Source organism: Sphingopyxis selenitireducens, assembly GCF_051550705.1.
GTDB lineage: Bacteria > Pseudomonadota > Alphaproteobacteria > Sphingomonadales > Sphingomonadaceae > Sphingopyxis.
This window is the reverse complement of record NZ_JBPULG010000005.1, coordinates 458,268-479,199: the sequence shown is the minus strand read 5'-3', so window position 1 is coordinate 479,199 and position 20,932 is coordinate 458,268. Positions and strand designations below refer to the sequence as shown.

Annotated in this window: 16 protein-coding genes; 10 read left to right on the top strand and 6 right to left on the bottom strand. The window is 62.1% G+C overall.

Going from position 1 to position 20,932, the window contains the following annotated elements; all coding sequences use genetic code 11:
* Positions 1 to 47 precede the first annotated feature (47 nt).
* Positions 48 to 956, bottom strand: a complete 909-nt coding sequence (locus tag ACSYDV_RS18375) for a LysR family transcriptional regulator (protein WP_438325272.1) — start codon at positions 954 to 956, stop codon at positions 48 to 50.
* 138 nt (positions 957 to 1,094) lie between these two features.
* Between ACSYDV_RS18375 and ACSYDV_RS18370 the strand changes: the two genes are divergently transcribed.
* Positions 1,095 to 2,282, top strand: a complete 1,188-nt coding sequence (locus tag ACSYDV_RS18370) for an MFS transporter (protein ID WP_438325271.1) — start codon at positions 1,095 to 1,097, stop codon at positions 2,280 to 2,282.
* 113 nt (positions 2,283 to 2,395) lie between these two features.
* Here the strand turns inward: ACSYDV_RS18370 and ACSYDV_RS18365 are convergent, their stop codons facing one another.
* Positions 2,396 to 3,406, bottom strand: a complete 1,011-nt coding sequence (locus ACSYDV_RS18365) for an alpha/beta hydrolase (protein WP_438325270.1) — start codon at positions 3,404 to 3,406, stop codon at positions 2,396 to 2,398.
* Between the two features lie 296 nt (positions 3,407 to 3,702).
* Between ACSYDV_RS18365 and ACSYDV_RS18360 the strand changes: the two genes are divergently transcribed.
* The 6 genes from ACSYDV_RS18360 to ACSYDV_RS18335 all read left to right on the top strand — a co-directional run bounded on the left by ACSYDV_RS18360 (position 3,703) and on the right by ACSYDV_RS18335 (position 11,305).
* A complete protein-coding gene (locus ACSYDV_RS18360) occupies positions 3,703 to 4,308 on the top strand; it encodes an RNA polymerase sigma factor (protein ID WP_438325269.1) in 606 nt (201 codons plus the stop codon).
* Positions 4,289 to 5,254 (top strand): FecR family protein, encoded by a 966-nt coding sequence (locus ACSYDV_RS18355; protein WP_438325268.1) that lies wholly within the window; start codon positions 4,289 to 4,291, stop codon positions 5,252 to 5,254. The genes ACSYDV_RS18360 and ACSYDV_RS18355 overlap by 20 nt, the downstream gene beginning before the upstream one ends.
* 212 nt (positions 5,255 to 5,466) lie before the next feature.
* Positions 5,467 to 6,147: a hypothetical protein gene (locus tag ACSYDV_RS18350; protein ID WP_438325267.1), complete on the top strand. Its 681-nt coding sequence runs from the start codon at positions 5,467 to 5,469 to the stop codon at positions 6,145 to 6,147.
* Positions 6,147 to 8,507, top strand: coding sequence for a M1 family metallopeptidase (locus ACSYDV_RS18345; protein ID WP_438325365.1), 2,361 nt, complete (start codon positions 6,147 to 6,149; stop codon positions 8,505 to 8,507). Before ACSYDV_RS18350 ends, ACSYDV_RS18345 begins: the two co-directional genes overlap by 1 nt.
* Positions 8,508 to 8,516: 9 nt before the next feature.
* Positions 8,517 to 10,166 (top strand): alpha/beta hydrolase-fold protein, encoded by a 1,650-nt coding sequence (locus ACSYDV_RS18340; protein WP_438325266.1) that lies wholly within the window; start codon positions 8,517 to 8,519, stop codon positions 10,164 to 10,166.
* Entirely contained in the window at positions 10,166 to 11,305 is a 1,140-nt protein-coding gene (locus ACSYDV_RS18335) for a dipeptidase (RefSeq protein ID WP_438325265.1), read from the top strand. The genes ACSYDV_RS18340 and ACSYDV_RS18335 overlap by 1 nt, the downstream gene beginning before the upstream one ends.
* A 5-nt stretch (positions 11,306 to 11,310) precedes the next feature.
* On the opposite strand, the gene ACSYDV_RS18330 is transcribed toward ACSYDV_RS18335, so the two are convergent.
* The 3 genes from ACSYDV_RS18330 to ACSYDV_RS18320 form a co-directional block, all read right to left on the bottom strand.
* Positions 11,311 to 12,606, bottom strand: a complete 1,296-nt coding sequence (locus ACSYDV_RS18330) for a metal-dependent hydrolase family protein (RefSeq protein ID WP_438325264.1) — start codon at positions 12,604 to 12,606, stop codon at positions 11,311 to 11,313.
* Positions 12,603 to 13,796: a dipeptidase gene (locus ACSYDV_RS18325; protein WP_438325263.1), complete on the bottom strand. Its 1,194-nt coding sequence runs from the start codon at positions 13,794 to 13,796 to the stop codon at positions 12,603 to 12,605. Before ACSYDV_RS18325 ends, ACSYDV_RS18330 begins: the two co-directional genes overlap by 4 nt.
* Positions 13,797 to 13,932: 136 nt before the next feature.
* Positions 13,933 to 14,112: a hypothetical protein gene (locus ACSYDV_RS18320; RefSeq protein ID WP_438325262.1), complete on the bottom strand. Its 180-nt coding sequence runs from the start codon at positions 14,110 to 14,112 to the stop codon at positions 13,933 to 13,935.
* Between the two features lie 88 nt (positions 14,113 to 14,200).
* Between ACSYDV_RS18320 and ACSYDV_RS18315 the strand changes: the two genes are divergently transcribed.
* Entirely contained in the window at positions 14,201 to 17,269 is a 3,069-nt protein-coding gene (locus ACSYDV_RS18315; protein WP_438325261.1) for a TonB-dependent receptor domain-containing protein, read from the top strand.
* Between the two features lie 65 nt (positions 17,270 to 17,334).
* Here ACSYDV_RS18315 and ACSYDV_RS18310 read toward each other — a convergent pair whose 3' ends face one another.
* A complete protein-coding gene (locus ACSYDV_RS18310; protein ID WP_438325260.1) occupies positions 17,335 to 19,089 on the bottom strand; it encodes a DUF885 domain-containing protein in 1,755 nt (584 codons plus the stop codon).
* 161 nt (positions 19,090 to 19,250) lie between these two features.
* Between ACSYDV_RS18310 and ACSYDV_RS18305 the strand changes: the two genes are divergently transcribed.
* Together ACSYDV_RS18305 and ACSYDV_RS18300 are read left to right on the top strand one after the other, a co-directional pair.
* Positions 19,251 to 19,604: a hypothetical protein gene (locus ACSYDV_RS18305; protein WP_438325259.1), complete on the top strand. Its 354-nt coding sequence runs from the start codon at positions 19,251 to 19,253 to the stop codon at positions 19,602 to 19,604.
* A 166-nt stretch (positions 19,605 to 19,770) separates the two neighbouring features.
* Entirely contained in the window at positions 19,771 to 20,766 is a 996-nt protein-coding gene (locus ACSYDV_RS18300; protein WP_438325258.1) for an AraC family transcriptional regulator, read from the top strand.
* The last annotated feature ends 166 nt before the right edge of the window (positions 20,767 to 20,932 follow it).

The window sequence follows — 20,932 nt, the reverse complement described above, 5'->3', positions numbered from 1 at the left end:
GGGGGCCTTTAGAAAACGAACTGCATTCTGTCCCAGGGGAGCGTGCTTCAGCGTGGGCCGCCGCCAAGGCGTTCCGCGAGAAAGTCGATGAACACCCGTACCCGCGCCGGCAAAGTAGAACCGCCGAGAAAGAGCGCGTGGAAAGGTTCTACATCGCCCGGATTATAGTCGGCGAGCAGCTCGACGAGGCGCCCGTCGGCGATCGCATCAGCGACGTTGAAGCGCCCGATACGCGCGATGCCGACGCCGTCCAGCGCGAGTTGGGTGACGGTGTCGCCATTATTGGTCTCGATCGCGGGAGTGATCGGCAGGCTGATATCGCGTCCGTCGTGGCGAAACGGCCACCATGGTTGCTGGCGGCGGAAATTGAAACCAAGACACCGATGCGCCCGCAGGTCCTCGGGGGCGAGCGGTTCGCCGTAGCGCGCGATATAGGCCAGGGACGCCACTACGACACGGTCGCTTTCGCCGAGCCGCCGCGCGATCATCGGGCTGTCGGGCAACGGGCCAATGCGGATCGCGACGTCGGCGCGCTCTTCGACGAGGTCGATTACGGTATCGGTCAGGCTGATATCGACGATGATCCCCGGGTGTAGGTCGATGAATTCCCCAATCAGGGGCACGACATAGAGGCGCCCGTAGGACAATGTTGTGCTGATGCGAAGCCGCCCGCGCGGCGCGGCCTGTTCGCCGATGGCCTGCTCAACCTCGGCCAGGTCTCCAAGGATGCGCCGTGCCGCATGATAATAAGCTTCGCCCTCAGCGGTCATCGCCAGCGCGCGCGTCGTGCGGGCGATCAGGCGGACGCCGAAGCGTGCCTCGATTCCCGAGATCGTGCGGCTGACTGCGGAGGGCGATAGCCCGAGAATGCGCGCGGCGGCGGAAAAACTGCCGCGCTCGATCGCGGTGGCGAACACCTCCATATCGGCGGTGCGGTTGATGCGATCGCGGCTCATATTTGCGTTAAACTCACAGATGTTTGACCAAATCACTCTCTAAACCAATTGGTACAAGAAGACCATCTGTGCGCTGGACGTGAAATTAGAGCCGGTGTCGCCTTGTGGCGTTCGGCTCGCCCGACAGGAAACAGGCATATGAAGATCAATTTCCCGCTGCTGGCGCTGGCGACCGGCGCCTTTGGCATTGGCATCACCGAATTCGCCCCGATGGGCCTGCTCCCCGATATGGCGGAGGGATTGGGGGTTTCGATCCCCGCCGCGGGGCTGCTGGTTTCCGCCTATGCGCTCGGCGTGCTGGCGGGCGCGCCGCTGATGACATTGACCACGGCGCGGATGAAGCGGCGCACTTTACTGATCGCGCTGATGGCAATCTTCACACTTGGTAACTTCCTGTCGGCGATCGCGGACGATTACGCGATGCTGATGGTCGCGCGGGTCATTACCTCGCTCAACCATGGCGCCTTCTTCGGGGTCGGTTCGGTCGTCGCTGCGAGCCTCGTCGCGCCCGAGAAGCGCGCGAGTGCGGTTGCGGCGATGTTCATGGGATTGACGCTCGCAAATGTCATCGGCGTGCCGCTCGCGCCATGGATCGGCGAGACGTTTGGCTGGCGCACCGCGTTCGGTGCGATCACCGTCTGGGGTCTGATCACCATGGTCGCGCTGCGAATTGCATTGCCGGACATTCCGCATGCCGGGGGCGGCAACATGTACGCTGAGCTTGGCGTGCTGAAGCGGCGCGAAGTGTTGATCGCACTCGCGCTGACCGCGATCGGATCGGCGGCGATGTTCACCGTCTTCACCTATATTGCGCCGATCCTGACCGAGGCAACAGGGGCGGGGACGCTCTATATCACTGCGATGCTGGTGATCTACGGGATCGGCCTCACCCTCGGCAACTGGCTCGGCGGGGTCTTTGCTGATCGATCGATCGACCGTACGCTGATCGTCTCGCTCGCCGGACTGTCCGCCTTGCTCCTGCTCTTTGCGGTCACGATGTTCTCGCCAATCGCCGCCGCGGTCACCATCTTTGCCTGGGGTATCGCGACCTTCGCCATCGTCCCGCCGCTCCAGATGCGGGTGATGGAGGCCGCGTCGGAGGCTCCCAACCTCGCCTCGGCCGTCAACATCGGCGCCTTCAACCTAGGCAATGCGGTCGGCGCGGCAGTCGGCGGCGGGGTGATCGGGCTTGGACTTGGTTATCCCCTTGTGTCCATCGCCGGTGCCGTAATGGCGATGGGCGGCTTGGCCATCGTATTGGTGTCGCGGAAAGCCAAGGTAGCTTCGCTGCTGCCTGTCGGCGTCGTCTATGGCAAGGAAACTTAATTGGCAGCTTTCTTTGTCGATCCCGCTTGGTTGGTGACATTTCTCTACCGGCCACCCTCGACGGTGGGGTCGTCTGCCGATCTATGCCCGGTCGTTGCCGCGCCACGGCGTTCTCAGTGATCGCGCGCCATATCGATGCGGGGCAGGTCACCGGCCGGTAACATAAATTTCAGGCCATGGGTAAAGCCGCGCGGGGCAACGCTGACGTGGGTTTCGTCGTTCAATACCTCCATTTGCATATGGAGGGACGGATAGTCGCGAGATGAAAGTGCCTGCGCCATGTTCTTGGTATCGGTCACCATATTACCTGATTTGGCAAAGCGCGCATCGCCTGGCCGCATCTCTTCATACTCGCCGATGTACATGTAGACACGCGCTGGCAGATCGTCATGTTTGGCCGCATAGGCGCGCTCCTGACCGGCCATATAGTGGTGATCAAACCAGAATGAGGGACTGCCCAGAATATAGCCATCGAACAGGCGGGGCTCGCTCAGCAGGATTTGCATGCCCAGCAGCGAACCATAGGAATGGCCCAGAAAGATACGCCGCTTTTCGTCTGTCCGATAACGTTGCGCGACGAACGGGAGTACCTGATCGCGGACATAGGCTTGATACGCTTTCGATCCGCCGTGCACCGTGCCCGCAGGCGTTCCGGCGGGGCCATTCGCGGTCGGGGTGTAATCGCGGCGGCGGCTTTCCACCCCGCCTTCGCCCTTTGCGTAGGACAGTCCCACAAGGATATGTTCTTCGACGGTTGGGCTCTCGACATTGAGGCGCCGCCCGATCTGCTTGAGCAGTGGGAAGGCGTAATCGGCATCCGTCACATAGAGCACGGGATATCGTCGCTGCGGCTGCGAATGATAGGACGGCGGCAAAGCCACGAAAACTTGATAGCCACGCCCGGAGACGGGATCGGGAACATCCCATACCTCGCTATCGGTCACCTCATACGGCAGCCCCGCACCGCGCTGAACCGACACGCTTGGCTTCGCTTCGCCTTGGGCTTGTCCCGCTGCGGTGTCGGTGCAGGCCGCGAAAAGGCAGGCGCTGACACCGACGGAAAAGATGGACCTGAACAACGTGCGCCCCACTCTGATTCTGTGAATCCGCCAGATTCCCGTCACGCAAATCAGCGGTGATATATGTAATGATCAAGGGCGCTTAGCAGTCGGATATCGGCGTGTCTTCTTCGCGCCAGCGCCGAAAAGATACGCCCTGTCGCAACATCTCTGCACTTCGGGCTACCGCCTTGTTGGGTGACTGCAATGCGCGGGGCTGACGCCTGTCCGTTTGATGCGATTTATGCCTGGAAGCGGACCGTCTCATACCGGCCAAAGCACGCTAGACATTCACGTTGAAGGCGAAAATGCGGCGGTTGAACGTCTCTTGCTCGCGTATGGCCTCGTCTTTTAAGGCCAACTTGCGTGACAATGAAGTTCGCCGTACATCACCGGCGATGGATCATCAGCAGCGCATCGAGTGGTTCGCACGCGAGATTGTGCCGCACGAGGGGGACCTCAGGCGGTGGCTTGCCCGGCGATTGCGGAGCTTGGCCCATGCCGAGATCGACGAGATCGTTCAGGAAGCCTACGCGCAGATCTGGAAAGCCAATATCGCGGCGATCCATAAACCGCGCGCGTATCTTTTTGTGTCTGCCCGCAATATTGTGGGTCAGATCGCCCGTCGAAACAAAGTCGTGCCCATCGAATTGATGGGAGATATTGAAGTTCTGGATCTCCACTCTGAAGAAGTTTCTGCGGATCGACAGATCAGTGCACGTCAGGAGGTTGCCCGGCTCAATCAGGCGATCGCCCTGCTTCCCGAAAAATGTCGGCAGGCCTTCCTGCTGAAGAAGGTCGAAGGCCTCTCGCAACGTGAGGTCGGGACACGGATGGGAATTGCGGAAAGCACTGTCGAAAAGCATCTTTCCAAAGCGATGGCCATCCTGTCGCGCCATATGATGACGGATGGCCCTGAAACTGTGCGAGGCGATGAAGAGGTGGCCGATGCCCGGCACCGAATCTAGCATCGACGATATGGCCCGGCTGTGGGCGATCCGCACCGCAGAGGGCGATATGCCGGCGGAACGACAGGCCGAGATGGAGGCTTGGCTCAATGCCAGCAGCCGGCATCTGGGTGCCTATGTCCGCGCTCGCGCCGTCTGGAGCCGGCTCGACCGGATGGTTGCGGTATCCCAGCCGCAGATGGCGCCGGTGTCCGACAGCCATACCGCAAGTCCGCGTCGCCGCTGGTTGTATTTTGGGGCTGGGATCGCTGCTTCGATTGCCTTGCTCGTGGGCATCGGCGGTATCGTGACCGGACCGGACGAACAGCGGATCGCGGCGAGCGATGAGAGCGTCTACCGGACGACGCTCGAGGATGGATCGCGCCTTCTTCTCGATAGCGGATCGGCGGTCGCGGTGCGGTTCGACAAGGTCGAGCGCCGATTGGAACTCGAGCGCGGGCAGGCATTCTTCGACGTCGCGCACAATGAGCGCATACCCTTTGTTGTCGAGACGACGTCTTTGCGCGTTACGGCGGTCGGGACGAATTTCTCGGTTGGTCTGCGTGATGGCGGGCGCGAGGCTCTGATCCTCGTCACGGAAGGTGCGGTTCGCGTCCAGCGAAAAGGGGGCGGAGCGGCAACAATCGTTCGCGCTAACGAGCAACTTGCCGCGGACGCCGACCGGTTGACCCGCAGCCCGTTGAACTCGCGTGAGGTCGAACGTCAATCGGCATGGCAGAGGGGGCTGCTCATTTTCAATGGCGAGACGCTTGAAGTCGCCGCCGAGGCGGTCAACCGCTATGCGTCAAAGCCTGTCGTGATTGCCGATGAGAGCCTTGCGCGGCAAAAGTTCGTGGGGATGATCCATACGGGCAACTCACATTCTTTTGCCAATGCCGCAGCCGCGGCATTCGACGCTTCGGTTGAAGAACGTCCCGATTCGATCATTCTCCGAACGGGCGATTAACCGCCCTGGAGCCAGCGTGCGAGTAAGGCGAATGCTGGCGTCCCACCGGGCTGACGCTTGGAGCGGTCGCGGCGTTTCAGCGAATTTATAGGAAGCACACGCCGCCACGATAGCGGATTTCTCTCTCTCGATACTCAACAGCATCGAACCCCGCAAAATGCCGGGCGAATGCGCGCGACCAACAATGGTGGGGCGATCGAGGGAGGGATTCTATGAAGAAGCATGTGAAGCTCGCGGCGGTGATTGCGCCGCTGGCCATATTGGGCGGTGCGACACTGGCACAGGAACAGCCCGTTCGCCCGTCGCTCGATCGGTTGAAGGAAATGATCGAATCGACCACCCCTGAAACGCAGGTGAGCAAAGTCGACCACGAACGTTTGATCGTCCGGCGGCTCGACGTCGTTGACGACAAAGGCGTGATCCGCATGAGTCTGGGCCGCAACGAGGCGATCGTCGACGGGATCGCCTATAAACGTTCGATCCCGGTCGGCGGTATGCTGCTTTACGACGACAAGGGCAGCGAGCGGGGCGGCTGGGGCTATAGTCCGGCGAATGGCGGCGCCGTGGTGTTCGCGCTCGACCATCCGGCGCAGGACGCGACGGGCCTGCGGGTTTTGCCCGATGGCTCGGTTGATTTTCAGATGATCGCCGCGCCGCCGCTGATTCGTGAGCCGGCACTTGGCAACAAGCTGGTGCCCGCCATAAAAACGCCGCAGCGGCTCAAGTTGCGGCTGGCCCCCGACGGCACGCCGCTGATCGAACTTTCCGACAAGCAGAGCCGTCCGCGCATCCGTTTGACGGTCAGCGAAGATGGCGCAGGCGCGCTCGAGTTTCTGGATGCTGACGGCAAGGTCGTGCGGAGCTTCGCGCCGGAAAGGGAGGCGCTTCCGTGATGCCGGGCGCGGCGCGCCGCGCATGGATCGGTTTCCTGCCTTTGTTGGGGATCGGTGCGCCTGCCGGAGCTCACGACAAGTTTCAGCAGATGGAGGGCGTCGAATGGCCGTCGCCCGACTCGGCCCGAAGGGCGTCGGGTGCGCCCGGCGACGGCTATTGGCAGCAACGTGTCGATTACCGGATCGAGGCCCGCCTCGACGAGGACGCGCGGCGCATCACCGGCACGGCGACGATCACCTATCATAACCGGTCGCCCGACAGTCTCGATGCCATCTGGTTTCTGCTCGATCAGAATATTCACCGGGCGAACGCCGATGCAGAGGTTTCGCGCGCAACGCGCCCGGGCGATCCGGCAAATATGCACGAGCTTCGCCGCGCGATGAAACTCACCGGCTGGAGTGGGGGGTATTCGACCATCAGGGCGGAAACGCCCGGCGGCCAGCCCCTTGCGACCTCGCTCGCCGGCACGATGATGCGCGTGGCACTGGCGGCTCCGGTCGCGCCATCAGGCCAGACGCAGTTTCGCGTCCACTGGACTGTCGATCTGCCCGAGACGAAGGCCTTCGGGGGGCGAAGCGGATATGAATGTTTCGACGACGCCGCGGCGAACTGCATTTTCCTCGGCGGCTACTGGTTTCCCCGCACGGCGTCCTATTCGCACGATGTGGGCTGGAACCATCGGCAATTTCTGGGTGCGGGTGAATATTCGCTGGAGTTCGGGGACTATGACGTCTCGCTCGACGTCCCCGCCGATCACGTGGTGGCGGCGACCGGCGAACTCGCCAATGCGAGTGAGGTGCTGACCGCTCTCCAGAGAAGCCGGTGGGAGGAGGCGCGCGATGCCTCGTCGCCGGTGTTTATCGTCACGCCCGACGAAGCGCTAGCGGCCGAACGGGCCCGATCGACCGAACGCAGGACGTGGCGCTTCACCGCCCGCGATGTCCGGGATTTTGGTTTTGCTTCGTCGCGCAAATTCATCTGGGATGCGATGGGGGTGCGCCAGTCCGATCCGCGCAACCCGCTCGTCATGGCGATGTCCTTCTATCCCGACGAAGCGCGCCCGCTCTGGAATATCTATTCGACGCGTGCGATCGCGCACACGCTGGCCGTTTTCGGCGATATGGCGTTTCCTTATCCCTATCCCGTCGCGCAGTCGGTGAATGGCCCGGCCATCGGCATTGAACATCCGATGATCAGCTTCACGGGGATGCGTCCCGTGACGGATCGCGTGACCGGCGATATTACCTATACCGAACAGGCCAAGGCGGCCCTGATCGGCACGGTCATTCATGAAGTCGGGCACAACTGGTTTCCGATGATCGTGAATTCGGACGAGCGTCAATGGAGCTGGCTCGACGAAGGGCTCGTGACCTTTCTCCAATATGAAGCGCAAAAGCGTTGGGACTCCGATTTTCCTTTTGCGCGCGGCGCTCCCCGCGACATCGCGGCCGCGATGAAGGCGCCAGGCCATGCGCCGATTATGCGGTCGACCGAGAGCCTGCCCAACATCCAGCATAGTGCATATGCCAAGCCCGCGTCTGCGCTGGTCTTGCTTCGCGAAACGATATTGGGTCGCGAGCGTTTCGATCGCGCTTTTCGCGCCTATGGCGCAAGATGGCGCTTCAAGCGGGCGACCCCGTTCGATTTCTTTCGAACGATGGAGGATGTGTCGGGCGTCGATCTCGACTGGTTCTGGCGGGGCTGGTTCTATTCGACCGACCACGTCGATCTCGCGATCGAGCGGGTGGAGAAGGGGCTGCCGACCTTGAAAGCCCCGACTGCGGGGCCCGTCGCAGCCGGATCTGCCCGCAAATCCGGCTCCGTGACTGCGATAGGCGCGGCGGTCATGGCCGACCACTTTCCGGAATTGCGCGACTTTTACGATCTTCATGCCGTTGTGGGGCGCGACGCTGCGGCTGCGGGGAAGGACGAAGCGGCCAGGGCTCAGGCTCTTGTCGCCGACCAGGCTGTGATCGACGCACTTCCGAACCTTTATCTTCTTACCTTGTCCAACCGTGGAGGGCTGGTATCGCCGGTGATCCTGAAGCTCGATTTCTCGGATGGAACGAGTGATACGGTGCGGATTCCCGCCGAACTCTGGAGACGCTATCCCGACCGGCTGGTTTGGCGGCACCTGACGGAAAAGACGCTGGTGCGCGCGGAGATCGATCCGCTTGGCGAGACCGCGGACGCGGATACATCGAACAATATCTTCGACAAGCCGATCGCCGAGGTCGTCCTTCCGGTCACGCCTTCCGCCGTGGCGTCGAACGGTCTGCGCGACGCCAGTCTGCGGGTCACGGGAGATTCGGTGGCGCCGGTTGCCGGTTCGAAACGCGAACCGCTTTCACATCGATAGGTTTTTTTCATGATGATACGCCTGTTGGCTTTTCTGCTTCTTGTCCTGTCCGCACAAGGCGTCGCCGCATCGCCTGTGCGTTTCTCGGTGAGGGTGCCGTCGGCACTGGTCCGGGACGAACCGCCCACCGGCCGATTGCTCGTCGTGTTGACCCGCGACCCGGCCCGCGAACCCCGTCTCCAGATGACGCGGAACGGGCCTGCCGTGATCGGCATGGATGTGCCGAAGCTGGAGGCGGATCAGCCGGTCGTCCTCGACGGCCGCGCTACCGCATCGCCGGCGATCGAGGGGCTCGCGGCCGGCACTTATTATGCCCAGGCCGTATTTGTGCCCTACGAAAGAATGAAGCGGCAGGACGGGCACGTCGTCTGGGTGCCGAACGCATCAGAGCGACGGCCGCTCATGCAGCTTCCCGGTAATCTTTACAGCATGCCGGTGCGGGTCGATCTCGATCCGGCGGCGGGCGGCGTGGTTGCCCTCGAACTGTCGCGCAAGGTCGAAGCATCGCCTCCGCCCGTCGATACCGAGTGGATCAAGCACATCCGGATCGAAAGCCGCCTGCTCAGCGAATTCTGGGGCAAGCCCATGTATCTTGGCGCCACGGTCGTCGTGCCGCGCGGGTGGAACGACAAGCCTGAAAAACGTTATCCGATTCTTTATCACATGAGTCCCGGACAGGATGCGTCCCGGCCGTATCAGTTCAGCCCCGATCCCGTTGCCGGGAGCCGTTCTTTCGGCCCGGAGGTCAATATCCAGACCGGCCATGACTTTTACAAAAGCTGGATTTCGGATGGTTTTCCTTCCATCCTTCTTGCGACGATCATCCAGCCGACGCCTTATTTCCTCGAAGGTTATGCGGTCGATTCGGCGAATAACGGTCCGGTGGGCCGGGCAATTGTAGAAGAACTCATGCCGGCGATCGAAAAGCGGTTCAGGGCGTTGGGCACGCCCGAAACCCGCATCGTTCAGGGACTGTCTACAGGGGGATGGGAGGCGCTCGCGCTGCAGGTCAAATATCCCGACTTTTTCGGCGGCGTTTGGACCTATAATCCCGACCCCGTAGATTTCCGCCGATTCATCGCAAGCGACATCTATGCGGATTCCAATGCGTTTTCAGTGCCGTACAATGACTGGTATGCGCTGGAGCGGCCTTTCCAGCGGAGCATAGAGGGCCAGACGGTCCAGACGATGCGCGAGCTCAGCCTTCGCGAAGCGGCTCTCGGTTCCCGGGGGCGGTCGGGGAGCCAGCTTGACGCGTGGAATGCCGCGTTCGGCCCCGTCGGTCCCGACGGCTATCCCGGGGAACTCTGGGACAAGAAAACGGGACGGATCGATCCGGAGGTTGCCGCCTATATGCGCGCCGGGGGATATGATCTTACCGACTATATCCGGCGGAACTGGGCGGTTCTGGGTCCCAAGCTGGCCGGGAAGATCCACCTCATCTCGGCGGATATGGATGAATATCACCTCAACCTTCCGGTCAATGGTTTCATCGACATGATCCGGGAAAAGGGCGGCGAAACCTATCCGATCCGCATCGTCTACGGACGCCGCAAAGGCCATGACTGGCACCATGTCGATTATGCCGAGATGATCCGCGAAGTGGCCGAACATGTCGGTGGAAAGCAACCCGACCGGACTCTGGTGGAGATTTACTGATGCGCTTTTCACGACGGGAAATGCTGGCGGCGGCCACGGTCTTTGCGGGTGCAGCCGGTGCGAGTGCACCAGCTCTGGCAAGCGCCATTGCCAGAGCGCGCGGCGGCGATCTGGACGAGATGATCGTCATCGACGGCAATTCGGCGGTGATTGCAATCCATCGCCCCGGTCAGCCCCACGACGCTCCCGATGCGGACATGATCCGCAGCATCGTCGCGTCCGGTTTGACGGCAATCAGCATGACAATCGGTCAGGGAACCGACGGTGACAGGTTCGGGCGGGTGATACAGAAGATCGCCGGCTATGGGGAAAAGATCGCGGCCGCGAGCGATACGCTGATGCGGATACGCACGGCGGCGGACATCCGGACGGCCAAGAAGACGAAGCGCCTTGGCCTTATCTATAATATCCAGGATACTGCGCTGCTCGACACCGACGTCGCGCGTATCGCAACGCTCCAGCAGATCGGCGTGCGCATCGTCCAACTGACCTATAACCGCCGCAACTGGGTCGGCGACGGCGGGCTAGAGGGCAATGACGGCGGGCTCAGCAATTTCGGTCACGAGGTGGTGCGCGAACTCAACGCGCGCAATCTTCTGGTCGATCTCAGCCACGGTGGATCGCGCCTCGTCCGGCAGGCGATTGAGGCGTCTTCGGCCCCTCCGGTCATCAGCCATGCGGGATGCCGGGCACTGGTCGATCTGCCGCGCAATGTGGGCGATGCGGAGATGCGGTTGCTGGCCGAACGCGGCGGGGTGTTTGGTGTCTATTTCATGCCGTTCCTGTCGCCGACACCGCCCGCGACGACCGCGGACGTCGTCCGGCATATCGAGCATGCGCTGAATGTTTGCGGTGAGGATCATATCGGTATCGGATCGGACGGCACGGTGCCCGCGATGCAGTTTGACGAAGCGACGCTTGCCGCCAACCGCGCCGAGTATGCCGGCCGCGTGCGTGCCAACATCGCTGCGCCGGGCGAGACGCCCGACGGCACCTATTATGTACCCGACCTCAACGAACCCGATCGGATGTACCGTCTCGCGGATGCGCTCGCGCGCCGGGGATGGCCGTCGACGCGTATCGAAAAGCTGATGGGCGCCAATTTTCTGCGCGTGTTCGGCGAAGCGTGGGGCGGTTGACGGGCCTACCGAAGGAAGACCCGTCCTTCCTTCATTACGAAGCGGACATCCTCCATCTCGCCGATGTCGGCAAGGGGGCTGGCCGGGGTCGCAATGATGTCAGCAAACTTTCCGGGCTCGATCGACCCGATATCCCGATCGAGCCCGAGGTGTTTCGCTGCATTCACGGTCGCGCTCTGCAGCGCCTCGAGCGACGTCAGCCCGGCGCCGACCAGCAACCGGAATTCGCGGGCGTTGGTGCCGTGCGGACTCACGCTTGAATCGGTGCCGAACGCGATGCGAACGCCGCCTGCATGGGCGCGGCGCGCCATCTCGCTCATTTTCGGTCCGACGAGCAGGGCTTTCGCACGGGCTTCGGGGCTGAGGAAACCGTCCGGATCCCGGCCCCAGCCGGTCACCGTTTCGCCGGCAAGCAGCGTTGGCACCAGATAGGTGCCGTTTTTTCGCATCAGCGCGACCGAGCGCGCGTCGAGGAACGTCCCGTGCTCGATCGAGTCCCCGCCGGCGGCGAGAAAGGCATTCACGCCGCCCGCCGAATGCGCATGGGCGGTAACCTTCCGGCCGAGCGCATGCGCGGTCTCGACGATGGCTTTCAATTCGTCATCGGTGAATTGCTGATCAACGCCGAGCGCAGCGTCCGAAAGCACCGCACCTGTCGCGGTGATCTTGATGAAATCGGCGCCGCGCTGGACCTGCTGCCGGACCACTCGCCGGCAATCGTCAGCGCCCGAACAAAGGTTGGGCCGCTGGATCGCCCGTATGACCTCCGTGCGGTAGCCATAGACATCGCCTTCGCCGCCATGCGGGCTGAGGACATTGCCCGCCGCATGAATGCGCGGCCCTGCGATCTTGCCGCTCGCGATACCGTCGCGAAGCGCAAAAATACCGTCATTCTCGTCACCGACGTCCGCGACGGTCGTAAAGCCCGCGCGCAGGACGAGTCCCGCAAAATGGACCCCGGCGATCGCGAGGTCGGCGGCCGTCCGGGTCACCCGGTCCATTTTGCTCGTCGCACTGTCTTCGTGCAGCAGATGGACATGGCTGTCGATCAGCCCGGGCATGACAAAGCTGGTACGCAGGTCGATAACCCGGTCCGCCTCACCGACATATCCGTCCTCGATCGCGATGATATGCTTGCCGCGCACGATGATAGTCTTTCCCGTTGCGACTGTGCCCGTCGCGGGATCGGCAAGCAGGGCACCTGCGTGGATGAAGATATCCCGGTCCGGTTCGGATGCGGCGGAACGCGAAGGCGACAAGGCTGTGCCCGCCAGCAAGATGGCGGCGAATATCGATCTCATTGCTTGTTTCCCCTTGTTTGGCGTTCGGCTTCACGCACGACGCGAAGCAGATTTCCGCCCCAGATATTTTCGATGTCGGCGCGTGAATAACCCGCCGCCATCAGCCGCTCGGTCACCTTCGGCAGCATCGTTACATCGGCAAAGCCGTCGACGTCGCTACCGCCGTCCCAGTCGACGCCGACCCCGACGTGGCGGGGCCCGACGAGGCGGAGCGCGTGAAGCAGATTGTCCATGAAATCGTCGAATGTCGGGCGCGGCACGGGGAAGCGCGCGTTGAGCGCGGCCCGGTCAGCGTCAAACTCGGTCTGCCGGTCGGGGCCGATATCGCTGCCAAACCTGGCAAGAAGTTTCGCGACGGCGGCATCGCGAGCCGGATCGGGGGGAAGGCGGGTCATATAGATCGAAGAAATCTGGATGACTCCGTCGTTTGCCGCGAGGCGCAGGATGCGTGCGTCGTCGATGTTGCGCGGGCGGTCGAAGAGGTCGCGGCACCCACTGTGCGACAAGAGAATGGGGGCGCTCGACAGGGCGATCGCCTGATCGAAGGCTTCGTCCGATGCGTGCGAGAGGTCGACGACGATGCCAAGCCGATTGGCTTCCGCAATGAGCGCGCGTCCTGCCGGGCTCAGCCCATGCCATCGGGGGCCGGCCGGGTCATTCGCTGAATCGGCGAACTGATTGTTCGCCATATGCACGAGGCCGAGCATACGAACCCCGAGATCGCGAAACTGCTCCAGCGCCCCGACATCCTCGCCGAGTGGATAGGCATTCTCCATGCTGCGATAGACGAGCATCTTGCCGCCGCCCGCGAGCGCGGATGCTTCGTTCGCCCGCTCGGCCAGCGCCAGCCGGCCTTGGCTTCCGGCCACCATTCGCTCGATTGCCGCAAGGCGCCCCATCGCGTGTTTCCGCGCATGGGCATATCCTGCCGTCTCGAGCGGCCCCTGCGGAGTGAAGGCCACCCAGAAGCCGCCGTCCAGCCCGCCGTCGATCATTCGGGGAAGATCGACCTGCGAGCCATTGTCGGCGACCGTATGGCGGTCGAGGATCGACCAGGCAGGATCGTCGAGGCGTGCAGGAGTATCGAGGTGCGAATCGAGGACCAGCATGTCGCGGTGCAAATGCTGTGCTTCTTCCGAAACCGGACTGGCGGCGACCGCCATATGATTTGCACCCGCCAGCAGGAGCATGGCACTGCGCAAGAGCGAACGGCAGAGAATGTGCATATTCGGAGTGATTGACGAGGTGTGCGAATCCGCCAGTGACGGGCGCGAAAAAATGGCTGGCGGCCTGAGTGGCGGAAAAGTGGATCATGAACATCCTAGGTCATGACACAATGATCAGGGGGATGATGATGATACAGGCTGTTCGATTGAAATTTTTAGGATTGGCCGGCACGGCGATGGTTTCATCGTTGGCCTTGTGCGCGCCGGCGGCGGCGCAGGTTGCTAAAAAGCAGGCGGCTGCGAACGTGAAGATCGGCTCGCTGCCGGCGCCCGAAGCCATCCTGGAGCTCGGGTCCCAGACCGGCGTACAGATCGTTGCGCCTGCCGCGGACATCAGTGGCGTTCGCACAAACGCGGTCGCGGGCCGGATGACGGCGCTGGATGCCGCGCGCAAGATGTTCGAAGGTACCGGCCTGTCTCCGGTCCGCGTCGGCGAAAGCGTAATCATCCGGGGCAAGCCGAATGCGAGGCCTGCGGTCAGGCCGCAGGCGGCGGTCGACGAAGGTGTACCTGTCGATGGCCCGGCGATCGTCGTGACCGGTTCGCGTGTCAGGAAGGGGCCGCAGGATGTCCTTCAGTCCGTGCAGGTGACCGATCGCGAAGAGTTGCAGCGTCGTTCATACAATAATGTGCTTCAGGCGCTGGAGGCGACGCCCGGCTTTGGTCTTTCGGATTCCAGTCCGACGGCGATCGGAGGCAGCGGCGCTTCGACGTTCAATACCGGTGCAAGCTTCGCCAATCTTTTCAACCTCGGATCGCAGCGCACGCTGACGCTGGTCAACGGCCGGCGTTTCGTATCGTCCAACGTCGTCGCCGGCGGGAACGCCTCGGTTACCGCGGCTGGCAGTCAGGTCGATCTCAATACCATTCCGGTCGGACTAATCGAGCGCGTGGAAACGGTCGCGATCGGCGGCGCACCGGTCTATGGTTCGGACGCAATCGCGGGAACGGTCAACATCATCCTGAAGGATGACTTCGAGGGACTGGAGGTCGCCGCTCGCTACGGGATTTCGGGGCGCGGCGACGCGGCCAGCAAGATGGTGCGTTTCCTTGCCGGCGCCAATTTCGACGATAACAGGGGCAACATCGTCGTCGCCTTCGAACACAATAAGCAGGCCGGTCTTCTCGATGCCGACCGTTTTACCCCCTATCGCCTCGTAAATAATCCCGCCAACACCGGTCCCGATGACGGGATTCCGGGGCGCATCGTTGCCGAAAATTTCCGTTTCACAGGACTGACGAGCGGCGGGCTGCCGTTCCGTGGTCCAAGCGGCCCCGGCACGATCAGCGGCGCTTTCCCGAACGGGGACTATATTGTCGATGCGGCGGGGCGGCCCTTGCAGTTCGGCGCGGGGAGCAATCTGGTGCCCTTCGATCCGGGCGTGGTCATGCAGCGATCGGGCGGCATGCCGGTCGTGTCGTCCGGCGGCGACGGCCTGCATACCAGCGCCATCGCGTCGCTCTATACGCCGACTACACGTCATATCATGAATGTGCTGGCCCATTACGAGCTGACACCCGGGGTCACGGCCTTTTTCGAGGGCAATTATGCGCGCAGTCGGGGCGTCGAACAGGCTGAACTGCTCAGCCTGTTCACCCCGTCGATCACCGGGCGCTCGCTGACGGTATCGGTGGACAATGCGTTTCTGAGCGACGAGACCCGCGATATTCTTGGCGCGAATGGTGTCACCAGCAGTTTTCAGCTCGCCCGCAATAACAGCGATCTTCTGCCTCCGGCGCAAACGACGATCGAACTCTACCGGATCGTCGGCGGTCTGAGCGGTTCATTTGAGGCATTCGACCGCACGCTGAAATGGGACGTTACTTTCAACCACGGGCACAGCCGCGGTACGACCCAGGTCACCTACGTCAACGACGCGCGCTTTCAGGAAGCGGCGGATGCGATCGCGGATATCAACGGCAATATCATATGCGCGTCGGGCAATTCTGCCTGCGTCCCGCTCAATATCTTTGGCGTGGGAAATTTCAGTCCCGAAGCGCGCGCCTATGTCACCGACGCGGGGATCGGGATCAACACCACGACGCAACAAGTCGTGACCGCCAATCTTTCGGGCGAATTGCCGTTCGAGATCGTGGCGCCTGTCGCGTTCAACATCGGTGCCGAGTACCGCAAGGAGAAGGGTGCTTTCGAACCCGATGCGGTTTTGGAAGGCGGCAGCTCGTCGCTGGGCGTCGCGCTGCTTCGGGGATATCTGCCAACCCGGGGGGCGTTCGACACGAAGGAAATCTATGGCGAGCTGAGCCTCCCGTTGATCGTCCCCGGCAATGATGTGCCGCTGATCAAGAGTCTGCAGTTTGAGGGCGCGCTGCGCTATGTCGATCACAGTTACAGCGGTGGTGCCACGACATGGTCCGCCGGCGCCCGGCTTTCGCCGCGGCTGCCCGGCGGCGCTGACGGCCTGACGCTGCGCGGCGTCTATACCCGGTCCATTCGCTCTCCCGCTATCGCGGAATTGTTCCTCGGCCGGGCGCCTGCCCAGATGACGGTCGAGGATCCGTGCGACGCGCTGAACTTTCGCGGCGGCACCAATCCGGCGGTTCGCGAAGCAAACTGCCGGGCCGCCCTTGCGGCGGTGGGTGCCGGGGCGCCCGAGAATTTTCAGCAGACGCGCGGTTTCACGCAGAAGGGCTTCAGCGAAGGCAATCGCAATCTGAAGAACGAACGGGCCGAATCCTGGTCGATCGGCTTCCAGTATGAACCGGAAGGGCTCAGGGGACTGAAACTCCATGCCGACTGGAGCAACATCACCTTGCGTGATGGTATCAGCGCAGTGAACATCCAGACGCTGGTCAATCTTTGCTACGATAGTCCGGCCTTTCCCGCGACGGCTGCCTGTTCGGCCTTTGATCGGCTGTCCGCGCCGGACGCGCCGCGTGCGACGGGGGACATCGCCGACGGTTTCGTAAGCGGCTATATCAACGCGGCGACCATCCGCTTTGCCGGAGCGATCATGGGCGCCGACTATCGCTTCGGCCTCGTCGGCGATGACACGGTGCGGATTGGTGCCACGCTCTTCTACACCGACCGGTTCGATTTCGTCTCGGTTCCTGGCCAACCCGCGATCGACTATGTCGGTACGACCGGGCTTTTGAATTCCGTCGCAAAATATCGCACGCGTTTCGAACTGGGATACGAACGGCGCGGATTTGATGCCAGCGTGCAGGCGCTGTGGACGAGCCCGGTGAAGTTCGACCGGAACGCCACGATCGAGATGAACGACGTGAATCGCGTTCCGGGCTACTGGCTCGTGAACGGGTCGGTCAGTCAGGAAATCGACGAGAAGGTCCGCTTCCAGCTTACGGTCAACAATATATTTGATGCGAAAGTGCCTTACGAAGCGCGGGTCGGTGGCACCTATCGTTCCTATGATGTGCTGGGCCGCTATTTCACCTTCGGTGTAACCGGCAAGTTCTGATCGCGAGTAAAAAGATGCGGCCGGCCGGAGAAGGCTGGCCGGCCGCATCGCCAATCCGCGGGCCTTCACCTCTTGAAACGAGCAGTCAGCAATTCGTCGAGCACGGGTAGCGGAAGGGGACCCTGTCCCAGCACGACGTCGTGGAACCGGCGGATGTCGAAACCGGCGCCCTGGCTTGCCACCGTCCGCTCGCGCAGGCGCAGCAATTCCCGATAACCCGACAGATAGGCGGTAGCCTGTCCGGGAATCGCAATGTAACGATCGACCTCCTGCCGATTGTTGCGCGGGGTCAGCGGCAGAAGGTCGTCGAGATAGGCGACAGCTTCCTCGCGGGTCCACCTGAAGGCGTGGATACCCGTATCGGCGACCACGCGCGCCGCACGAAGAAGTCGCATCGAAAGCAGGCCGAACACCGACATGTCGTCGGGGTAGAGATTCTGTTCTTCGGCCAGATGTTCGGCATAAAGGCCCCAGCCCTCGCTATAGGCGCCGATGCTGAGCAGCTTTCGAAACATGGGCAAATCGGCAAGATCTTCGGCCAGCGTCGTTTCGATATGATGGCCGGGAACGGCTTCGTGAAAAAGAAGCGCGGCGAGTTCGTACCGCGGCAGGGCGCGCATGTCGTGCAGGTTGACATAATAGATGCCGGGCCGCGAGCGGTCGTGCGGCGGCGAGGAATAAAAGGCCTTGGGGACGGTCGCCTCGCGCCATGCCTCGACGCGGCGTATCTCCACCGGCGAGCGGGGCTGCTGCGAGAATATCCGCGGCCCAGCCTTCATTGCCCGGGCCAGCAGTGCCTCGGCCTCGGCAAGATAGGATGCGCGTCCTTCTTCTGTCGATGCAAACCATTGCCCTCCGTCCGTCTCGACCTGTCGCCAAAAGCCGGAAAGATCGCCGGAAAATCCCCGCGATGCTGCAATTTCAGCCATTCTGCCCAGGACACGCGCGACTTCCTTCTTACCGATATGATGGAGGTCCGTCGGAGAGAGGGGAAGCGTGGTCGCGCGGCGAAGCCGGGAGCGGTAGAAAGCGTCGCCGTCGGGCAGCGCCCACGCTCCGACACGGGTGTCGCCGCGCGCGGCTGCCAGTCGAGTGAGATAATCGCGCAAATGCCGGTAGGCCGGTGCGAAGTGATCGCGCAGTGCGGCTTCGGCTCGGAATCGCAGCTCCGGCCGATGCTGTGCCGCAATATCGCTTTTGTTCACCTTGGCCAGGAAGTCGGCTAACATGATGTTGACGTCAGGGCCTCCATCGAGTGGTGCGCCGGTCAAAAGACGATCCACCGAACTCGCGACCGCAGTGCAGATGAAGGCGGGAGGGGCAATGCCCGCCACGCGCTGTGCTTCCAGCGCGTCCGTCAGCTGGCCGAAGAGTCGGGGCATTTCAACCAGTCGATCAATATAGGCGGCTGCATCCGGATAGTCCCGGATCGGATGATTGTTGAGAAGCGTGCCGACCACTTGATCGTGCAAGCCGGTCATTTGGGACACCAGATAGATATGACGGCGCCAGCGGAAATCAGCCTCCATTGTTTCGCCGGAGTAAATGAAAAGGCGGAGGCTCAACTCGAGAGCCGGGTCGGTCGAGCTTGCCAGAAGGGATCGTGCAATTCGAAGGTCTTGGCTATTCGCCGCTGCTGCAGCGATCTGGCTGCTTTCACTAATATCGTCCCACTTGTCCTGATCAGTCCGGATGCCAAGCCGAGCCTGTAAGATGGGACTGGCGGAAACTCGGCGTGAAAATGATGTTTCGAACAAGTTCTCGATGTCAGCTCGTGTATTCGGTGTTCTTCCGCCCGCCCCGATCAGCGGCGTCGACAAAAGCGCAATCATGGCGGTGCGGCGATCAATCTCGCTGAACATGAATCCTGTCTCCTCTCAAGGTGAAGAGGAATCGCGGATGAAAATCCGCTACAGTTCCGTCTGATCGTTATGTGACAAGGTCATCAACGCTGGAGACGGGGTGGCGAGGATTGCAGAATTTGTCGGTGTTAGCGCAGCCGTCCCGTCGATCCGATATCTCGCCGCTCTTCGACATTCTCGCCGAAATCGGCCAGATTGCAAACGGCCAATCCAAAAATCTGCGGACGTCAAACGGCAGCTTTCGCCGATTTCACGCCGATAGCTGCCTGTCCGAAATCGGCCAGTTGCGGCATGCCGCGATGATTTCTGTCGCTGCCTTCACGCGCGATGCAAACATTTCCAAGACCACGGGGCACGGCTTTTCTGCCCGACGAAGCCTCATTCGAGACCGCCAATATTCTCGAGGGCGCTGTCATGGCTTGGAATGGACGCGTCGACACTCCCCTTCTGGCGATCGTGGCTTTCTGAACTAGTGGTCGAATGACGGCCGTTCATTATGGAAGCAGCGAGGCGATCACGCTTGACTGGCAAGCGCGGCTTGTGGGGCGCCAGTATCGCTATCGACGTCTCCGAACATCGCTGAACGCTTGTGACCGTCAGGACATTGCACTTTTCGAACAACAGGATAGTGCTTAGACTATGGGCATTCCGTCACCCCAGACGCCAGAAATCGGACGATCGACATTCGACGTCTTTTCCGACCCGCACGCGATGGCGCAATCTATGTCAGGTCTTGACCGGAATGCGCCCGGACCCAGGCCGGTCAAGGACGGCGCTGCCGATTTTCACGGCGTGTTCGCGCGAGCCATGCTGGGGGATGTGGGCATCGGCGTTGGCAGGTTTGGGCAAGGCGAATCTCAGCGCGCTGAACTAAGTGACGCACACACGTTCATGTTCGCGACCGAGCCGGGTCTGATCCGGCGGCTGTCCGGTAGGTCTTTGCACGGAAATCGCATCATTCACTTCCGACCCCACGCTGAAACCGTCGCAACGTCCCCTCGGGGCATGGCATGGGCCTTCGGGATTTTGCTACTGCCTGGTGACATACTTGAACGTCACGCTCCCGCGCTCGCGGGCGTTGATCTGGCAAGGCCGTTGCGAAGCGACCGGTTGTTTCAGATTCCCGATGACGCAATGTCGCGACTGATCGCCCTGATGAAGGACACCGCGCGCATCGCTCGGGACAAGCCATGGATCATCGAGGCGAAAGAGCCCGCCCGCGGGTTGGCCGGCACGGTCATCGACGCGCTGCTGCTCGGCTTGGGGCGCGGCCTGTTGCGACACGATCGCGGAGCGCCTGACCGGCACCGTCAGATTGCCGCGCGCTTCGAACAAGCACTTGATGAGCGGCCGGAGGAAATGCTCTCGCTGGCCGCGATTTGCGCGGCGGTCGGTGCGCCCGCGCGAACACTTAACCTCGCGTGCCTGGAGTTCCTGGGGCAGAGCGCCGTCAGTTATGCGCGCGGACGGCGCCTTGATCTTGTAAGGCTAACCTTACTCTCCTCTGACCCTGCGACGACGCAGGTGACGTCGGTGGCGATGCAGTTTGGTTTCTGGGAACTCGGGCGGTTCGCCGGTGCCTATCGCGAGCGGTTCGGCGAACGCCCGTCGGACACGCTGCGCCGCGGGCGCTGACGCCGTAAATTTCGCACGAACATCGCTTGCATGCCGGAATTGCATAGCGGTGTGATTAGCTAGCGACCTATCGGACGCCGCGAATGCGGGCATGGGCTCGATCGACTTTTCGATCGGGGTGCGGACCAGGCCGCAAGGCCTAAGGCCGAGCAACGCATCATCGCAC